Source organism: Pseudomonas marginalis (genome assembly GCF_024169655.1).
GTDB classification, from domain to species: Bacteria; Pseudomonadota; Gammaproteobacteria; order Pseudomonadales; family Pseudomonadaceae; genus Aquipseudomonas; species Aquipseudomonas paraveronii.
Map to the genome: position 1 here is coordinate 6222474 of NZ_JALJWV010000001.1, position 17771 is coordinate 6240244.

At 59.8% G+C, this 17771-nt stretch carries 11 protein-coding genes; 3 read left to right on the forward strand and 8 right to left on the reverse strand.

Translation table 11 applies throughout. The features are described from left to right. Nucleotides 1-92 precede the first annotated feature (92 nt). Both J2Y83_RS28820 and pbpC read left to right on the forward strand, forming a co-directional pair. The gene (locus J2Y83_RS28820) at nucleotides 93-5894 is read left to right on the forward strand and encodes an MG2 domain-containing protein (protein ID WP_253400218.1); all 5802 of its coding nucleotides are present in this window, start codon (nucleotides 93-95) and stop codon (nucleotides 5892-5894) included. Next, entirely contained in the window at nucleotides 5875-8172 is a 2298-nt protein-coding gene (pbpC, locus tag J2Y83_RS28825; protein ID WP_253400219.1) for a penicillin-binding protein 1C, read from the forward strand. Before J2Y83_RS28820 ends, pbpC begins: the two co-directional genes overlap by 20 nt. 21 nt (nucleotides 8173-8193) lie before the next feature. Here pbpC and J2Y83_RS28830 read toward each other — a convergent pair whose 3' ends face one another. The 7 genes from J2Y83_RS28830 to arsQ all read right to left on the reverse strand — a co-directional run bounded on the left by J2Y83_RS28830 (nucleotide 8194) and on the right by arsQ (nucleotide 14829). Then, nucleotides 8194-8559 carry a hypothetical protein gene (locus J2Y83_RS28830; RefSeq protein ID WP_253400220.1) on the reverse strand — a complete coding sequence of 122 codons (366 nt, stop codon included), beginning with the start codon at nucleotides 8557-8559 and terminating at the stop codon, nucleotides 8194-8196. Between the two features lie 301 nt (nucleotides 8560-8860). Then, nucleotides 8861-9406: an arsinothricin resistance N-acetyltransferase ArsN1 family B gene (locus tag J2Y83_RS28835; protein WP_253400221.1), complete on the reverse strand. Its 546-nt coding sequence runs from the start codon at nucleotides 9404-9406 to the stop codon at nucleotides 8861-8863. 138 nt (nucleotides 9407-9544) lie between these two features. After that, entirely contained in the window at nucleotides 9545-10255 is a 711-nt protein-coding gene (locus J2Y83_RS28840) for an aquaporin (RefSeq protein ID WP_301295070.1), read from the reverse strand. A gap of 68 nt (nucleotides 10256-10323) precedes the next feature. Further along, complete coding sequence (gene arsM / locus J2Y83_RS28845) at nucleotides 10324-11373, reverse strand: arsinothricin biosynthesis methyltransferase ArsM (protein ID WP_253400223.1); 1050 nt, start codon at nucleotides 11371-11373, stop codon at nucleotides 10324-10326. A gap of 16 nt (nucleotides 11374-11389) precedes the next feature. Then, nucleotides 11390-12265: a methyltransferase type 11 gene (locus tag J2Y83_RS28850; RefSeq protein WP_253400224.1), complete on the reverse strand. Its 876-nt coding sequence runs from the start codon at nucleotides 12263-12265 to the stop codon at nucleotides 11390-11392. 11 nt (nucleotides 12266-12276) lie between these two features. Continuing rightward, a complete protein-coding gene (gene arsL / locus J2Y83_RS28855) occupies nucleotides 12277-13551 on the reverse strand; it encodes an arsinothricin biosynthesis radical SAM protein ArsL (protein WP_253400225.1) in 1275 nt (424 codons plus the stop codon). Nucleotides 13552-13623: 72 nt separating this feature from the next. Beyond that, a complete protein-coding gene (gene arsQ, locus J2Y83_RS28860) occupies nucleotides 13624-14829 on the reverse strand; it encodes an arsinothricin export permease ArsQ (RefSeq protein WP_253400226.1) in 1206 nt (401 codons plus the stop codon). Nucleotides 14830-15025: 196 nt separating this feature from the next. On the opposite strand from arsQ, the gene J2Y83_RS28865 reads away from it, so the two are divergent. Next, nucleotides 15026-15523: a MarR family winged helix-turn-helix transcriptional regulator gene (locus tag J2Y83_RS28865; protein ID WP_253400227.1), complete on the forward strand. Its 498-nt coding sequence runs from the start codon at nucleotides 15026-15028 to the stop codon at nucleotides 15521-15523. A gap of 414 nt (nucleotides 15524-15937) precedes the next feature. On the opposite strand, the gene glmS is transcribed toward J2Y83_RS28865, so the two are convergent. Then, on the reverse strand, nucleotides 15938-17770 hold the full coding sequence (glmS, locus tag J2Y83_RS28870; protein ID WP_247408019.1) for a glutamine--fructose-6-phosphate transaminase (isomerizing): 1833 nt from the start codon (nucleotides 17768-17770) through the stop codon (nucleotides 15938-15940). Nucleotide 17771: the final 1 nt, after the last annotated feature.

Below are 17771 nucleotides of genomic sequence, written 5' to 3' on the forward strand. Positions count from 1 at the left end.
ATAAACATCCCCCCACGATGCGACGTATCGACCTCATCGTTTGTCTTAAAGACGCGTGTAAGATACGTCGCACTTAGCCAGGGATGCTCACCATGTTTGACGCGTTAAAAACGATCTGTCGCCGCTTGTTCGGTGCGTTAATGACTGTGGTGGGTGCCCTGTTCGGCCAATGGCGGCCGCCGTTCTGGCTGCGTGCCATCGGCCGTGGCGGGCTGAACCTGGCGAGCAAGGCCCGCGCTTACCCGCGCCAGGCCGGTGCCGGGGTGTTGGGCCTGGTGCTGCTGGCCGCCGCCGGGTTCTATGGCTGGCATTGGTACTCCAACCTGCCGCAGCCGCACACCGTGGGTTATTCGCTGCACAAACCCAACCTGACTGACTACACCCAGCAACCCGCCGTTGTGGATAACCTGCAGGTGCGTTTTGCCGAGTCCGTCGCCCCCTTGGCGGCGATAGGCAAGCCGGTCACCGCCGGCATTACCCTTAAACCCGCTGTGGCCGGTGCCTGGCGCTGGTCCGATGACCACACGTTGCTGTTCACACCGGAAAAAGACTGGCCCATCGACGCCCATTACACCTTCGATTTGGCGAAGAAAAACCTGCTCGCCGACGGCGTGTTGCTCAGCGAGTACAGCGGCCAGTTCTCCACCCAGCCGTTTCGCGCCAGCCTTTCGCAGAACGAGTTGTATCAGGACCCGTCCAACCCGACGCTGAAACAACTGGTGGCGACTTTCCGCTTTTCCCACCCGGTCGACGAAGAAAGCCTGCGCAAGCGGGTTTCGATCATTCTCGGCAAAGGCCTCGCCTACCGCGACGCCCAGTTACCCAATCGCCCGGAAATCACCTTCGACGAGACCCAGCTCAACGCCTATGTACGCTCCGCCGCCCTGGCCACCCCGCTGGAAAGCACGCCCGTCAGCGCCAAGCTCGACGAAGGCATCAAAGCCCGTGACGGTGGCAACGCCAGCAACGCGCCATTGGTGGCCGAAGTCACCGTGCCCGGCCGCTACCGCCTGACGTTTACCGCTGCCGAAGTGAGCTTTGTCGACAACGAACGCGGCGAACCCGAGCCGGTGTTGATGTTCAGCAGCTCCAGTGCCGTGGCCGATGACACCATCGCCGGTAAGGTCCAGGCGTGGCTGTTGCCGGAAAAAGCTGAGGACGACACACGCCCCTATAACAGCAACGACATCGACGACGCGCTGCTGGCCCGTAGCACCAAGATCAACCTGACCCACGTGCCCAGCGTCGAACCGCTCAACACCCTGCACGCGTTCAAGTTCAAGGCCCCGGCCGGTCGTGCGCTGTATGTGCGCGTGCCCGCGAACCTGGAAGCCATCGGCGGCTACCTGGCGAAAAACCCTACGGCGTCGCTGATCAGCATGCCGGCCTATCCGCGCACGCTGCAGTTCCTGTCTGACGGCGCCTTGCTCAGCCTCACCGGCGAAAAACGCCTGGGCTTCATGGCCCGTGGCGTGCCCGGCGCCCATGTGGAAATCGCTCGCCTGCTGCCCAACCAGTTGCAACATTTGGTGGACCAGAGCAGCGGCAGCTTTGCGCGGCCGAACTTCGGCAATGAGTACTTCGACCGCATGGTCGAGCGTCAGTCACTGGATATTCCGCTGTCGTCCAACGACCCGGCGAAAACCGTCTACGACAACGTCGATCTCAGCCGCTACCTGAGCGCCAACGGCGGCCGGCGCGGTATTTTCGTACTCAAGCTCAGCCCACAGGATGACCCGGCCGAGCGCACATTCGACTACTCCCGCAGCAGCACCAGCGACCTGCGCTTTATCGTGGTGACGGACCTCGGGATCATCGCCAAGCGCTCCAGCGACGGCAGCCATGACGTGTATGTGCAGTCCATCGGCAATGGTTCGCCGGTGGCCGACGCGCAAGTCGACATCATCGGCCGTAACGGTTTGCCGGTCGCCAGCGGCCACACCGACGCCGAAGGCCACGCGCATTTCGCCAAACTCGATGAACTGCGCCGTGAGAAAACGCCGCTGATGTATGTGGTCAGTCGCGGCAATGACCAGTCTTTCCTGCCGATTGCCCGTCAGTCCCAGCAGCTGGATTTGTCGCGCTTTGATGTAGGTGGTTTGCAAGAAGACGGTGCGATCGATCGCCTCAGCGCCTACCTGTTCACCGACCGTGGCCTGTACCGGCCCGGCGAAACCGCGCACCTGGGCATGATCGTGCGCAGCGGCAACTGGAAAGGCGCCCTGCAAGGCCTGCCGGTGGAGCTGCAAATCACCGACCCGCGCGGCCTGGAAGTGATTCGCCAGCCGCTGAAGCTGTCCGCCAGCGGTTTTGAAACCTTTGATTTCCCCAGCAGCGAAGTGGCCCCCGCCGGGGATTACACCGCGACCTTGCAACTGCTCGGCGAAAAACAGACCCGCACCGACCTGGGCAGTGTCAGCTTCAAGGTCCGCGACTTCGAGCCGGACCGCATGAAGGTCAGCCTGAGCCTGCACGACACGCCGGTGCTGGGCTGGATTGCACCGGACCAGGTGCTGGCCAAGGTCACCGCAATGCACCTGTTCGGCGCCCCGGCGTCCGGCCGGCGCGTGACGGCGAAGATGTCCCTGAGCCCGACGCTCGCGGCATTTGAGCGTTACCCCGATTACCGCTTCCGCCTCAACGACACGCTGGAAGAGGCCAGCACCGAAGACCTCGCCGAGACCACCGTCGATGACAACGGCCAAGCCGTGCTCGACCTCAACCTGCAGCGCTTCGCCAACAGCACTTACCGCCTGCAGGTGATGACCCAGGTGTTCGAGGCCGAAGGCGGGCGCAATGTGGCAGCGCAAAGTGCGTTGCTGGTGTCGTCTGCGCCCTACCTGGTGGGTGTGAAAAGTCAGGACTCGCTGTCGTATGTCGCCAAGGACGCCCCACGCCAGGTGCAATGGTTGGCCGTCGCGCCGGATCTCACGCCGCTGGCGGTGGACGGCCTGACCAGCGAAGTGGTCGAGCACCGCTACGTCTCGGTGCTGGTGAAACAGTCCAACGGCACCTACAAATATGAATCGCGGATCAAAAACATCAGCCAGCCGGCCTCGCCGCTGGTGATGACCAAGGACGGCGCCAAGCAACCCCTGAACACCGCCACCCCCGGCGATTTCACCCTGCAACTCAAAGACGCCAACGGCAAGCTGCTGAACCAGATCGACTACAGCGTGGCCGGGCGTGGCAACACCTCGCGCTCCCTGGAGCGCAACGCCGAGCTGCAACTGCGCCTGGATAAACGCAGTTACGCAACGGGGGATGAGATTGCCATCAGTGTCCGCGCGCCGTACACCGGGGCGGGCCTGATCACCATCGAGCGTGACAAGGTCTACACCCAGCAGTGGTTCAAGGCCGACAGCACCAACAGCGTGCAACATATCCGCGTGCCCGCAGGGCTTGAGGGCAATGCCTACGTCAACGTGCAGTTCGTGCGCGACATCGGTTCGTCCGAGGTTTACATGAGCCCGCTGTCCTATGGCGTGGTGCCGTTCAGCATCAACCTGGATGCGCGGCGCATGCCATTGAAGGTTGACGGCCCGGCGCAGATCGAACCGGGGCAGACCCTGGATATCAAGGTCAACGCAGACCGCCCGGGCCGTGCGGTGGTGTATGCGGTGGACGAAGGCATCCTGCAAGTGGCGCGCTACCAGACGCCGGACCCGTTGGGCTTTTTCTTCCAGAAGCGTGCGCTGGAAGTCGGCACCAGTCAGATTCTTGACCTGATCCTGCCGGAATTCAGCCGCCTGCTCAGTGGGGCCGCGCCCGGTGGCGATACCGAAGGCGCGCTGGCCAATCACCTCAACCCGTTCAAGCGTAAACATCAGCCGCCCGTGGCCTGGTGGTCCGGGCTGGTGGACTTGCCGGCCGGCGACACCGTGCTGCATTACCAGGTGCCCGACAGTTTTAACGGCAAGCTGCACCTGTTCGCGGTGGCGGTGGATGCCGACAGCGTGGGCGTCAGCGAGGCCACAACCGAGGTGCGCGGACCGCTCGTGATCACGCCAAACGTACCGGCTTTCGTGGCGCCGGGGGATGTGTTCAACGTGAGCGCCGGGGTGTTCAGCAACCTCGATGCGGCGGCGGATGTGAAGTTTGAAGTGCAGACCAGCGACGGCCTCAACGTGCAGGGCGACAAAGGCAGCACCTTGTCGCTGCAACCGCGCAAGGAAGGCACCGCTGAGTTCAAGATCAAGGTCGGCGATACCCTCGGCTCGGCGGATCTGCGCTTTATCGCCGTGTTGCCGAACGGCAAGCGCATTCAGGTGGCAGAAACCACCTCGATCCGCCCCCTGAGCGAACATCGCGTGGCCTTGAGCCTGGGCCGTTTCGACAGCGCCAGCAAAGAGCTCAAGCCCACCCGCGAACTGTTCAGCCAACTGCGCGATGTGCAATTGGGTGTGGCGGCGTCGCCGCTGGTGTGGGCCAACGGCCTCAAGCATTACCTGGATGACTACGGCTACGCCTGCACCGAGCAGTTGGTGTCCAAGGCCATGCCGGCGTTGATCTGGGGTGGCAACGCGCCCGAGGCCGAACAAGCCTTCGCCAGCGCGGTGCGGATGTTGCGCCAGCGCCAGAACCAGGCCGGCGGTTTCGGCTTGTGGGCAGCCAACCCGGACGTGGCCCCGTATGCCAGCCTGTACGCCACCGACTTCCTGATCGAAGCCAAGGAACGCGGGCTGCCGGTGCCGGAAGATCTGCTGGTACGGGCCAATACTTATCTGACGGACCTGGCCAACGGCCCGAGCGAAGGCCTGTCGGAATTGCGCAACCGCGCCTACGCCAGTTACCTGCTGAGCCGTCAGGGAATTCTGGTGAGCGGCGCCTTGAGCGATATCCGTGAGCGCTACGAGAGCTACTTCAAGGACACTTGGCAGAATGACCTGGGCGCCGCCTACCTGGCCGCCAGCTACAAGCTGCTCAAGCAGGATCGCCAGGCCGACACGCTGTTCCGTAAGATTCCATGGCGTTCGCTTGTGGATAAGTGGAACAGCGACGGTCTGTATTACGACCCGTTGGTGCATGACGCCGAACACCTGCACCTGCTGGCGCGGCACTTCCCCGAGTTGCTGGACGATGTGCCGACAGCGCTGCTGGATAAACTCGGCAAGCGCCTTAACGAGCAACGTTACAATTCACTGTCGGCGGCGCTGTTACTGCGCGCCCTGGACAACTATGGCCAGCGTGCGCAAAGCGACATGACCCTCAAAGCCAGCGCGTGGCTGGGCGACAAGCAGCAACAACTGCTGGAGATGGCCGGCCAGCCGCCGCGCGCCGCCGTGCCTGGCGCCACGCAAAAGTTGCTGCTGGAAAAATCCGACGGCCCGGCAGCGTTCTACATGCTCAGCGAAGCCGGCTTTGATAAAGGCGCCAAGCTCAAGCCGATCAACAATGGCCTGGAAATCATCCACGAGTACCTCGACCTCAACGGCGAGCCGGTGAGCAAAGTCGCGGTGGGCGATGAGTTCCTGGTGCGCCTGCGCCTGAGAGCGACCGACCGCGATCAAGTGCAGCAAGTGGCGGTGGTCGACCTGCTGCCCGGTGGCGTCGAGCCTGTGTATAACTTGCCGCCGGAGCCGGAAGCCGCCAGCACCGAGGACAGTGAAGGCGAGGAAGCTGAATACGTAGAAGACAGCGAACCGTCTGACGCCTGGCAAGCGCCGATCGGCGAAACCGAGCTGAGCAACTGGCAGCCGGACTACGTGGACGTGCGCGATGATCGGGTGGTGTTGTACGGCACCGCACTGCGTGACGTAGGCACTTTCGTGTACCGCGTGCGCGCCACCAACGCAGGCACCTTCAATACGCCACCGGCTTACGCCGAAGGCATGTACGAAACCACCCTGCAAGGGCGCGGCAAAGTAGGCCAGCTTGAAATTACCAAGCCTTAAACGCCTGACGCCGCTGCTGGCAGCGGCGGTACTGCTGGCGGGGCTGCGGCTGTGGCCGCATGCCCCGCTGGAACAGGCGGTGACATCGTCGAGGGTGGTGCTGGCCGACGATGGCTCGCTGTTGCGCATGACCTTGGCGGATGACGGGCAATATCGCTTATGGCTACCGCTGGAGCGGTTTTCTCCGTCATTGATCGAGGCCTTGCTGCTCAAGGAAGACCGTAATTTCTACTGGCACCCGGGGATCAATCCCCCGGCGTTGCTGCGGGCGGCCATGGCCACTTACAGCGGCGGCCAGCGCCAGGGCGGCTCGACGCTGAGCATGCAACTGGCGCGGCGCCTGTGGGACCTCAACACCCGCCAAGTGCCGGGCAAGCTGCAACAGATGGCCTTGGCCTTGTGGCTGGAAGCGCGCTACAGCAAGCACGACATCCTTGAGGCCTACCTGAACCTGGCGCCCATGGGCGGCAATATCGAAGGCGCCGAGGCGGCGAGTCGCATCTACTTCGGCAAGTCGGCGGCGCAGTTGTCGTTGTCCGAAGCGCTGGCACTCGCGGTGATCCCCCAGCAGCCCGGGCGGCGCGCACGCTTCGGGCCATCGCTGCAAAACGCACGGCTGCGCTTGATGAACGACTGGCGCGCTACTTATCCACAGGACCCGCGCAACGACAGCCTGCTGGATTTGCCCCTTGAGGCGCGCAACCGCCAGCAGATCGCGTTTCTGGCGCCGCACTTGAGCGAACAGTTGCTCGCGTCCCAAGCGGGTAACGAGTTGAACAGCACCCTCAACCTGCCCTTGCAACAATTGCTCGAACGCCTGATCAGCGGCTTTATCGCCGAACGGCGCGGTACCGGGGTGGAAAACGCCACGGCGATCCTGATCGACAGCCGCGACCAGAGCGTCAAAGCACTGGTGGGCTCGGCGGATTACTTATCCACAGGCATCCATGGCCAGGTCAATGGCGTGCTGGCGCGGCGTTCGCCGGGGTCGACGCTCAAACCGTTCCTCTACGGATTGGCGCTGGACCAGGGGGTGATCCACCCCATGAGCATCCTCAAGGATTTACCCAGTAACTTCGGCTACTTCCAACCGGAGAATTTCGACGGCAGTTTTGTCGGGCCACTGACGGCGCGCGATGCGTTGATCCGTAGCCGCAATATCCCCGCCGTGTGGCTCGCCAGCCAGGTGAAGGCGCCTTCGTTATACGGCTTGTTGCAACGCGCCGGCATCAAGGGCCTGCGCGGTGAAAGCCATTACGGCCTGGCCCTGGCCCTCGGCGGCGGCGAGATGACGCCCGAAGAGCTGGCGCGGCTGTATCTGATGCTGGCCGGCGACGGGCACCTGCGGCCCTTACGCTATGTGCAGGAACAGCCCCAGGCCAGTGGCCCAGCGCTGCTGACGCCTCAAGCCGCCTTCATGGTGCGCGACATGCTGCGCCGCAACCCGCGCCCGGATGGCCTGCCCGGCCGACATTGGCGCACCGCCTGGAAAACCGGCACCTCCTGGGGCTTTCACGATGCATGGAGCGCCGGCCTGGTCGGCCCCTACGTGCTGGTGGTGTGGGTAGGTAACTTCGACGGGCGACCAAACCCCGCGTTCATCGGCGCCAAAACCGCCGCGCCGCTGTTCTTCCGCATCGCCGACGCCCTGCCCCTGGCCTTGCCCAACGTGCAGATCAAACCCGACAAGCCGCCGCCCGGGCTGATCCGCATCGACGTCTGCGCAGCCTCCGGCGAGTTGCCCAACCGCTGGTGCCCGCAAACCCGCAAGACCTGGTACATCCCCGGCGTCTCACCGATTCGCGTGTCCAACCTGCACCGCCCGGTGCTGATCGACACCCGCACCGGCAAAGCCGCCTGCCCGCCGTTCGACCCGCAGTACACCCGCGAAGAAGTCTTCGAGTTCTGGCCCAGCGACGTACAACGCCTGTACCGCGCCGCCGGCCTGGCTCGACGCACGCCGCCCAGCGTGATGAAAAACTGCCAGCCCAACCGCATCAGCGACCAGAGCGAAGCCCCGCAGATCCGCTCGCCGCTGACCCAGGTGAGCTACCAACTGCGCCTGTCCCAGCCGCAGGAGAGCATTGCGCTGAATGCCAACGCGGCCAGCGACGCGACGACGTTGTACTGGTTTGCCGACCAGACCCTGATCGGCCAAGGCCCGCCGCAATCCACGCTGAATTGGCGACCGGGCAAGTCGGGGGAATATCGGTTGCGGGTCAGTGATGATCAGGGGCGCAGTGCGAGCCGGGGGCTGAGGGTGGAGTTTGTGCCGTGATCGGGCGAACGCGCTTAACCGCTAAGCACTAGTCTCCACGTAGCTCGACTCCCCACCGCCCGTCGCGCCCGACAACCATCCCCACACGAAGCTCAAAGTGGTACGCCCGGCCTGATCCACGCCTACCGTGCCATGCGACCAGCCGGCCAGCAGCTCGCCCTCAAGCGTCAGGCATTGATACAGCAACTCGATGGTATCGGCGCCTGTCACGCGCCCGACCTGCGTGCCCATGCGGATTCGACCGCCTTGGTAAGTGCCGGAAATGGCATCGCTTTCGACAAGGTAATGAAACACCGTGCCGGCACCGGATAGCCCGTGGGCGTTGTTCGCGACCGTAAAGTGGCGATTGTTCAAACGGGCGTGGATTGGGGAGAAGGGAGTGTCCATCGATGTCGCGTCCGTTCGTGGGGCTGGGTCGAGTCTGGAGACCCAGCGGTGAATTTAGAGAATTAAAACTGTCGCGGGAGCATCACGGTTTTTGCGGCCTGCAGACTCGTTGAGAGGAATCGCAAAACTGTCGCAACCACCTAAAATGCCAATCCGGACGGATACGATAGAGAATTAAAACTGTCTCAGCCAGTAACGACGCGGCTTTCACGTAGTTTTGTCAGCACCGACGGCTGGTCAGCCGCCGGACCAAGAGTCATCGACGAGGAAGGCGCTGAGGCAGAGAGTTGAACCTGCGTTTCTACTCTCCCTTTAAGTCGCTGAAGGGAATGATTTCTGTTGGCGGCGTCACCGTACCAAGTGGTTTGCGCCAGTAACCCACGCTATGCCATTGGCCGTATTTGTACCCAACCTCAGGGTAGGTGCCGATGTGGGTGAAGCCTAGCGCTTCATGAATACCTATGCTTCCCGCATTGGGTAAGGCGATGCCGGCATAGGCTGCATGAAACCCCTGTTTCTCTAGGACTGGTAGAAGCTGCTGATAAAGGGCACGACCAACCCCTTTTCGGTGCACTGACGGGTCGACATACACGGTGACATCCACCGACCAACGATAGGCTTCCCTGGCTCGATGCTGGCTGGCATAAGCGTATCCAACGACCTTGCCGTCCATCTCTGCTACCAGATAGGGATACGTTGGCAGTGTTGCGGCTATTCGTGCTGCCATCTCATCGACAGTCGGTGGCGTCAGCTCAAACGAAATGACCGTGTCCAAAACCATCGGCGCATAGATAGCCTGGATGTCAGAGGCATCAGCGGGTGTAGCAACCCTCACTTTATAATTCATGTCTTTCCTTGCTGCCCCTTAAAGAACCGCGTTTGAAGGGCTGAACCACCTAGGCCCAGCCCTTCAGAATGTCGCGATAGAACCGTGAACTTTGCCTCAGACGGGCTCACCACATCCACGAACCGTAGAGAGCACCGTTCACTGAATTGGTAGCTTCTGCTCGTGGAGACCAGGCTGCGGGATATCCACTACGACCTCTTTACCACCGAGAACCTTCGCCAGGAACAGCGCCGTCAGCCCACCGAAAAACTGCGCAATGATGAATGGCGGTACGTCTGATATCCGTATCCCCGAGAATGTATCGGTGAATCCGCGAGCAATCGTCACCGCCGGATTCGCAAAGCTCGTAGAGGACGTGAACCAGTAGGCTGCGACAACATACGCGGCAACCACCTGAGGCACTTTTGCTTTGTGATATTTATCGCACAGCAGAATTGTCAGCACCAATCCCGACGTTGCCAGGTACTCACTGAACCACTGCGACGGCCCTGTGCGAATGTGATGGGAGAACTCGATCACAGGCAGCTCGAACATGAAATGCGCAGCGAATACCCCGAAGATTGCACCCGTTGTTTGAGCCGCCACGTAGGGGCCCAGTTGCTTACTGCTCAGTCCTCCGCGCAAATAATCGACTACAGAGACCACCGGGTTGAAGTGCGCACCGGAAAAAGTGGAGAAGCACACGATCAGTACATACAAGCTCGCGCCAGTTGCCAGCGCATTGGCAAGAAGCGCTAGCGCATCGTTACCGTTCGCCAGGCGCTGACCCATGACTCCAGAACCAACTACGGTGCACAGCAGAACTGCTGTACCGAGAAACTCAGCCAAGATCTTCCGTGAAGTACTCATTGGATAGGCCTATGAGGAGAGATTTGAGGGGTAGCGGCTACTGAGCTGGCTCGTAGCCGCAGACGCTGTTACGAGCAGCAGGACTTGGGCTTGACGGGCTGACTCCCTTCCACGACATACAGCGCATCGTCTGCGGAAAGGTAGGCATCTCCTGCGGCCAGCTCCGTAGGCACACCGCGCTTGTAAACCCTGCCGCTATCACCGGTGAGTTCAAGCCCAGGCCCTCGGTAGATCACCGTCACAGTCTTCCCGCTCTGAACTTCAGGCTTGGTACCAGTAACAGTGACGGAGTAGAACCGGACAGAGCCTATTCGCTTGGTTGAGGCGTCGTTCCTCGCCTCAATCTTTATTCCCGTCAGACCGACTTCTTGAAGCTGCTTGTAGAAGTCCTGTTCTTGAAGCACGCCGGAGTAGCAGGCCGACCACAGCTTAGTGTCTCGTTTCAACTCATCAGGAATGGCGATATCTGAAACGTTGTCAGAAATTGCAAAGCGTCCGCCTGGTTTCAGTACCCGAAAAATTTCGGCGAAAACATTCTGCTTTTCGGTCTCGCCAACCAGATTGATCACGCAGTTAGAGATCACCAGATCGACAGACTGGCTGTCGATAAGAGGCTTGGACTCGGAGCTATCGCTGATGAACTGTTCGAAGTTTTTCCACGATGCCCAATCAGCACAAGGTTCCGAACGCAGACGCTCTTCGGCGAGCTCCTGATCGACTTTCAGGTTGCTCGCGGATGCCTTGTAGAAGCGCAATGGTGCGCCATCCGTCGCTTTCTGAAAGGCATTCGCTTCTTCACGAGCGATCTGCAACATGCTTGGATTGATGTCGATACCAAAGACTGCACCCTTACTGCCGGCGATTTGGGCAGCTACATAACAATTCAGACCAGCCCCTGACCCCAAGTCCAGGACGACATCACCCTCACGCACATACTTGGTCGGGTTACCGCACCCGAAGTTGGCCTCGATGATTCGCTTCGGAATGTTTTTCAGGTACTGGGCACCATAAGCGTCGCTGCAGCAGCTCTCAGTGAGTTGCGATTCAAGGACAACGTTGCCGTTGCTCAACGCCTCGTTGTAGTCGGCGATGATTGTGTTTTCAATTGCAGAAGTCATTACTCACATCTCCGGATTAGCAGCACGAAGTACCATCAGCGCAGCACGATTCCTCGGCAGAGCCTGCGATGGGCACAAGCCCTTTGGTGACCTTGGGATCTCGAACTGAAGGCGTGTTGCAGTCGAAGAAGCCGCTCTTGTCCAAGGCTGGCTCGACATAGCAACGCACTGGGATGAATTGGCCTTGGTAAGGCGCGGACATCAGCAGATTGAAGGTCTTTTCGCACACCGCTGTACGGACGCCGCGCTGGTAGGTATGGCCGTCGTCGTCGACGGTATGTTTCCAGGGGCCTTTGTAGATAACGGCATGCCCCTGGTCGAGGCACACGCCGGCCTTACCCTTGTACGCGCTCACGGTGAACAGTCGGAACTCAATGCCGTCCTGAATGGAGACAGGCACCTCGGAAGCGAGCTCATAGGTGATTCCATGGAAGCCCGCCTCGCAGAGCTGCTCGGCAATAGCAGACTCAGTTAGCGAGTGCTTGCACTCCAAACCTTCCACAGTAAAGGTACGGAGAGAAACGGCTTCCTCATCAGACAGAATCGCCGGGAATAACAGTCGGCCATGACGTTGCAGTCGCTCATAGAGCGATTGCGCGATTCGGCCAAACTCGGGCTCAGCGTTGAAGCCTTCCCAATAAATGTTCGCGAACAAGGTCGCGTCGGCATCATGCATGTTCGGGCTGAACACTTTGCCCTGACCCTGCCCTAACTGGGTGGCGAGTTCTTCATTTCGGTTCGCAGAGCAAATGAAAAGCGTGTTCTTGCGATCCTTCAGCGTTCGGTTTAATGACTCGTTATGCGCACGCCATGCAATATAGCCCGGCACCTGGAGACCATCAGTTTGGTTGGCCAGCCTGAGAGCTGCCTGCAACAAAGTAAGTGACGACATCTTTTATCTCCTTAGCATTTCAGGCAGCAGCGTTTGAACACACCCTCTTCCGGCGGTGTGACCGAGTCCATGAAGAGCTTGTCCAGGCGAGAGTCCGAATGCTGCCAGTCGAAGTGAAATTCGTGCTCCTCCAACTGCAACTCCTTCACCGTGTCGTTGTTAAGCAACGGTGTGCCTTTATAGAGATGCAGCCGAGTCTCAAACTGGATGGGGTCGACGATGTTCTCCAACTCGTTGCGAGCAATGAAATCGTGCAGCTCGGCCATGTCCTCAAGGCTCACCCAAGGGTTGAACGTGATGAAGGTCGGATTAACCTTGACGCCGGCCTCCTTCAGGAACGCCAACGCCTCCTCGATCATGGGCACGTTCATTTCCTTGAAGACCTGATCGAGAACTTCCTGCTTGGGGAACTCCAACGCGGTGGTGATGAAAGCAAGCCCGAGCTGCCCCATTTCCTTGATGGCGTCTTTGTTCTCCAGAATATGATCCACGCGAGTGGTGAAGTCGTACGTGAGGTCGGGGAATTGCGAATGCAGAGTCCGGATGATTTTCAAACCGTGCTTCTTGGCATTAAAAAAATCGGCATCCGTGAAGGTGAGGTGAGTCATTCCCTGTGCGACGAGGTTCGCCACGTCGCGCTCTACACGATCGTCGGAGACCAAAAGCACCTTGCCGTCGTAGGCTGCATACACGGAACAGTAGGAACACTTGTGGTGACATCCGCGTGACCCTTCGACTCCACCCACAACTTTCTTTTCGCCGAGCAGCTTCTCCAGCTGAGGTTGCGGGTATTTGTGTAGAGGCGGTGCCAAGTCCCTGCGCGGCAGGCGGAACCCGTCACGGATCAACTGAGGCACCACAATCTCACTGGAAAGGCCGCGAGTCCGATCGATCACTCCGCGCAGATCTTGTTCCTGTTCGCCACTCAGGTGTTTAGCCAAGCTGACAATGGGTTTTTCCCACTCGCCGGCGATCGCATAGTCACCGTATTTGGAGGCCAGGCTTTTTGCATTGATGGTCGCGTATTGACCGAAGAAGCAAATTTTCTGGGAGGGCTTCGCCTCTTTAAGCTGCTTGGCCAACTGCGTTCCCGCAGTCAGAGAGTCAAAAAGCGGTACGCAGATGAAGACCAAATCTGCATCGCTGAATCTCTCTAGGGAAAGCCCCTCAACGTAGATATCGATCAGCTGCGCGTCGATATCTGCATCGAGTAGAGCTGTTGTAGCAGATATCGCGTTGAGCGGTTGATACCCCCCTTCGAATGTACTTGCGACCAGGTACTTCATTCTCTTTCTCCTTGAGCTCAGGCACGACGATTCGGTGACTGGAGTCACTGATGGTTTTGTAGGAGTTCGAAGTTAAAGCGAGATCAGCAGAAGAACTGCCAGACCTATCAATGCTTGTAGAACTGAACCGGCAGTCACCAAGCGCATATACCTGCCGGTACTGTATTCGGGGAAAGCGTCCGATTTGACCAGCCAGTAATAGCTGTCGTTAGGGAGAATGGCGACGAAGGATCCCAGGCACACGGCGAACGTGACGCTCATCAAATCCACTCCGCTGGACGCCAGGATCGGAGAAAGAACAGGAGGGATGGCAGCAAAGGTCGCAAGCGAAGAACCATTCAGAGTTTTGAATACCGCTGCCAGTAGGAATACCCCAACCAAAATGTGTGTGGTGCTACCCGATGCGCTGAATGCCTGCTGAATCAGGTCCTTGGGAAGCACCAGACCGAGGGCTTGGCCCAACGCAGACGCACAGCCGATCGTAAACAATAGCGAGCTGGTTCTACGCATCGCTTTGGACAGCAGATCTTGAACCTCACCAGGTTTGCAGCTAACTGCGATCAACAGCGATGTGGCGATCAGCGCCCCTGCGGGAGTAGTGAAGAACTCGATTACGGAGTGCTGGTTTTTGGGAATGACGTAGCCGGTGATCAGGAGCACGAAAAATACAGCCAGAGGGAGAATGACTCTGATAATGGAGTCCTGAGGCGCGGCTGAGTCAGTAAAATCGCTTGGGGATGAAAAGTCTGAGCGTGTCGTCCAGTAAGTCCAGATCGTCCCGGCCACCCAGGTAACGACTGTAAGCAGCAGCCCTAAATACAGAAATTTCGGATCATGAGTATTGGCCCCCAACCCGATCCCAATGATCAGCGGGCCAGCGGGCATCAGAAGCTTGAACCCCGAGTAGCAGCCGATCGCAATGTACTTCCTGTGTTGCCCCGCAATGGGAGCAAGAGAGGCATAAGCTGTATCGGGGCATACCATCCCAGCACCCAGCAGGGGTGACAGAGAGATACCGAATTTTCCGAAGGAAGCGCTTCCCTGCGTCGAGATCCAGCCAGCAATGAAAAACGCGCTCAGGATCACGATGGCGAAATAGCCGAGATTGTTTCCGAATCCTTTGCTCAGCGATTGGAATACGTCACCGCTGCTTGTGCCGGCAAGAAGGGGGATCAGTATTGCACCCAGTAGCATCGCGACAGGGAGAGGAATGGAAACGCTGCTCCATAGGTTCCGTAACCGGGAGCCTGTTTTCGTCCTAAGCGCTTCTACCAACATCCATGTACCTCCAAGCATTACCGGAACCGCCTCTGAAAGGTCCGTGAACCTTGTCTCTAATTCACAATCGCAAAATACGTTGCGCCTCGCAACCAATATTTTGGAACAATTTTTCTGGCCGTTATGCCCAAAAATATGTGTCGCTACGACTGCTAAGGTGTTATTAGCGTTTTCCCGGAATTGCGAGCCGAGTGCTATGCCAAAGAACGATCAGATCGACCAGGATGCCGAACAGCTCTATGAAGCGCTGAGTCATTTGGTTCGCGTGTACCAGTTTCGTGACAGAGATCGCAGCTGCTGCGAAGGTCTATCCGTCACTCAATGCTACGCGCTTGAGCATGTGATAAAGGCTGGGCCTGTTCGCGTTCAATCGCTGGCCAGCGAGCTTTTTCTCGATAAGAGCAACGCCAGCCGGCTGGTTGATTCACTTGCCAAACAAGGGCTCGTTCGCCGTGTACCCGACGCAACTGACGGCCGCGCCTTGGCGATCACCGTGACGCCAGAAGGCGCGACCCTCTATGAGAGTATTCGCTCGGATTTGGTGAGTGAAGCTCGCAACCTGGCCTGCGATTTGTCGAAAGAAGCACGTTACGGGGCGATCGAAATGCTTCGTCGTTTCGCCAAAGCAACCGAACAACGCTGCGGTCTGAAAGACCCTAGCCGTGACGAGTATTTGCCAAGCAAATGCTGTTGAATTAGTAGGCTGTGCTCCTCTCTCTGACGTTTTCACCGACTCTCGGTCGAAAACGTTTCAGAGCCAAATCACCGATCTTCTGTGTACGGGAAGACAACGGGCGTGCGACCGCAAGAATCGCGAAAACTCGTGAAGAGGTCCATGTGTGTCGGCGCCGATGCCGAGGTGACCCAGTTGCCGAGATTTCACTGCCCCAGCCTGACTCCTCGTGAATCATTGTCTGTGCTGGATTTTGCAGGTTTGGAGATGGTGCAGTCTTGCGTCGGCAGCTGGGTCAATCCAGGGGCAGCGCCAACAAACGTGGGAGCTTATGGGTGATGGAACGCTTAGCAAGAGCCGTTATGTGAGGTCTCACCGGCTCCTGCGACAGCTTTAATTCTCTAAAACCAAGCGGGCCTCCAGGCGCTTGCCGTATTACTCCACCGTCACCGACTTCGCCAGGTTGCGCGGCTGGTCAACGTCGGTGCCCTTGAGCACGGCGACGTAGTACGACAGCAATTGCAGCGGGAGGGTGTAGAGGATCGGCGACAGGGTGTCGTGGATGTGCGGCATGTTGATGACGTAGGTGCCTTCGCCGTTGACCATGCCGGCTTTCTCGTCGGCGAAGACGATCAATTGGCCGCCACGGGCGCGCACTTCCTGCAGGTTGGACTTGAGCTTCTCCAGCAGTTCGTTGTTCGGCGCGACGGTGACCACTGGCATGTCGTCATCCACCAGGGCCAATGGGCCGTGTTTCAGCTCGCCGGCCGGGTAGGCTTCGGCGTGGATGTACGAAATTTCCTTGAGCTTGAGGGCGCCTTCCATCGCCACCGGGTATTGCGCACCACGGCCGAGGAACAGGGTGTGGTTCTTGTCGGCGAACAGCTCGGCGACTTTTTCTACGGTGCTGTCCATCGCCAGCGCTTCGCCGAGGCGGGTCGGCAGGCGGCGCAGTTCTTCCACCAGGGTGGCTTCGACGCCGGGGGCCAGGGTGCCGCGCACTTGGCCCAGGGACAGGGTCAGCAGCAGCAGGCCGACCAGTTGGGTGGTGAAGGCTTTGGTAGAGGCGACACCGATTTCGCGACCGGCCTGGGTCAGCAGGGTCAGGTCGGACTCACGCACCAGGGAGCTGATGCTGACGTTGCAGATCGCCAGGCTGGCGAGGAAGCCGAGCTCTTTGGCGTTGCGCAGGGCGGCCAGGGTGTCGGCAGTTTCACCGGACTGGGAGATGGTCACGAATAGGCTGTCGGGCTGCACCACCACCTTGCGGTAACGGAACTCGCTGGCGACTTCGACCTGGCACGGAATACCGGCCAGTTCTTCCAGCCAGTAACGCGCAACCATCCCGGCGTGGTAGCTGGTGCCGCAGGCCACGATCTGGACGTTGCGCACCTTGGCGAACAGCTCAGCGGCTTGCGGACCGAAGGCGTTGACCAGTACTTGCTTGTCGCCAAGGCGACCTTCCAGGGTGCGTTGCACCACGGCCGGTTGCTCGTGGATTTCCTTGAGCATGAAGTGGCGGAACGCGCCCTTGTCGGCCGCTTCGGCGCCGTCGCGGTATTGCACGGCTTCGCGCTCGACGGAATTGCCGTTTACGTCCCAGATCGCCACGCTGTCACGGCGGATGTCGGCAATATCGCCTTCTTCCAGGTACATGAAGCGGTCGGTGACCTGGCGCAGGGCCAGTTGGTCGGAGGCGAGGAAGTTTTCCCCCAGGCCCAGGCCGATCACCAACGGGCTGCCACTGCGTGCGGCAACGACGCGGTCGGGTTGGCTCGCGCAGATCACGGCCAGGCCGTAGGCGCCGTGCAGTTCCTTGACCGTGGCCTTGAGGGCGGTGGTCAGGTCGCTGTAGTCCTTGAGCTTGTGGTTGAGCAGGTGGGCGATGACTTCGGTGTCGGTGTCCGAGGTGAACACGTAACCCAGGCCCTTCAACTGTTCACGCAGCACTTCGTGGTTTTCGATGATGCCGTTGTGTACCACGGCCACGTCGCCGGAGAAGTGCGGGTGGGCGTTACGTTCGCACGGCGCACCGTGGGTGGCCCAACGGGTGTGGGCGATGCCCAGGCGGCCGACCAGCGGTTCGCCGGCCAGGGCTTGGTCCAACTCGCTGACCTTACCCGGACGACGCAGGCGCTCGAGCTTGCCGGCGTTGGTGAAGACCGCCACACCGGCGCTGTCATAGCCGCGGTATTCCAGGCGTTTGAGGCCTTCGATCAGGATAGGGGTGATGTTACGTTCAGCGACTGCGCCAACAATGCCACACATG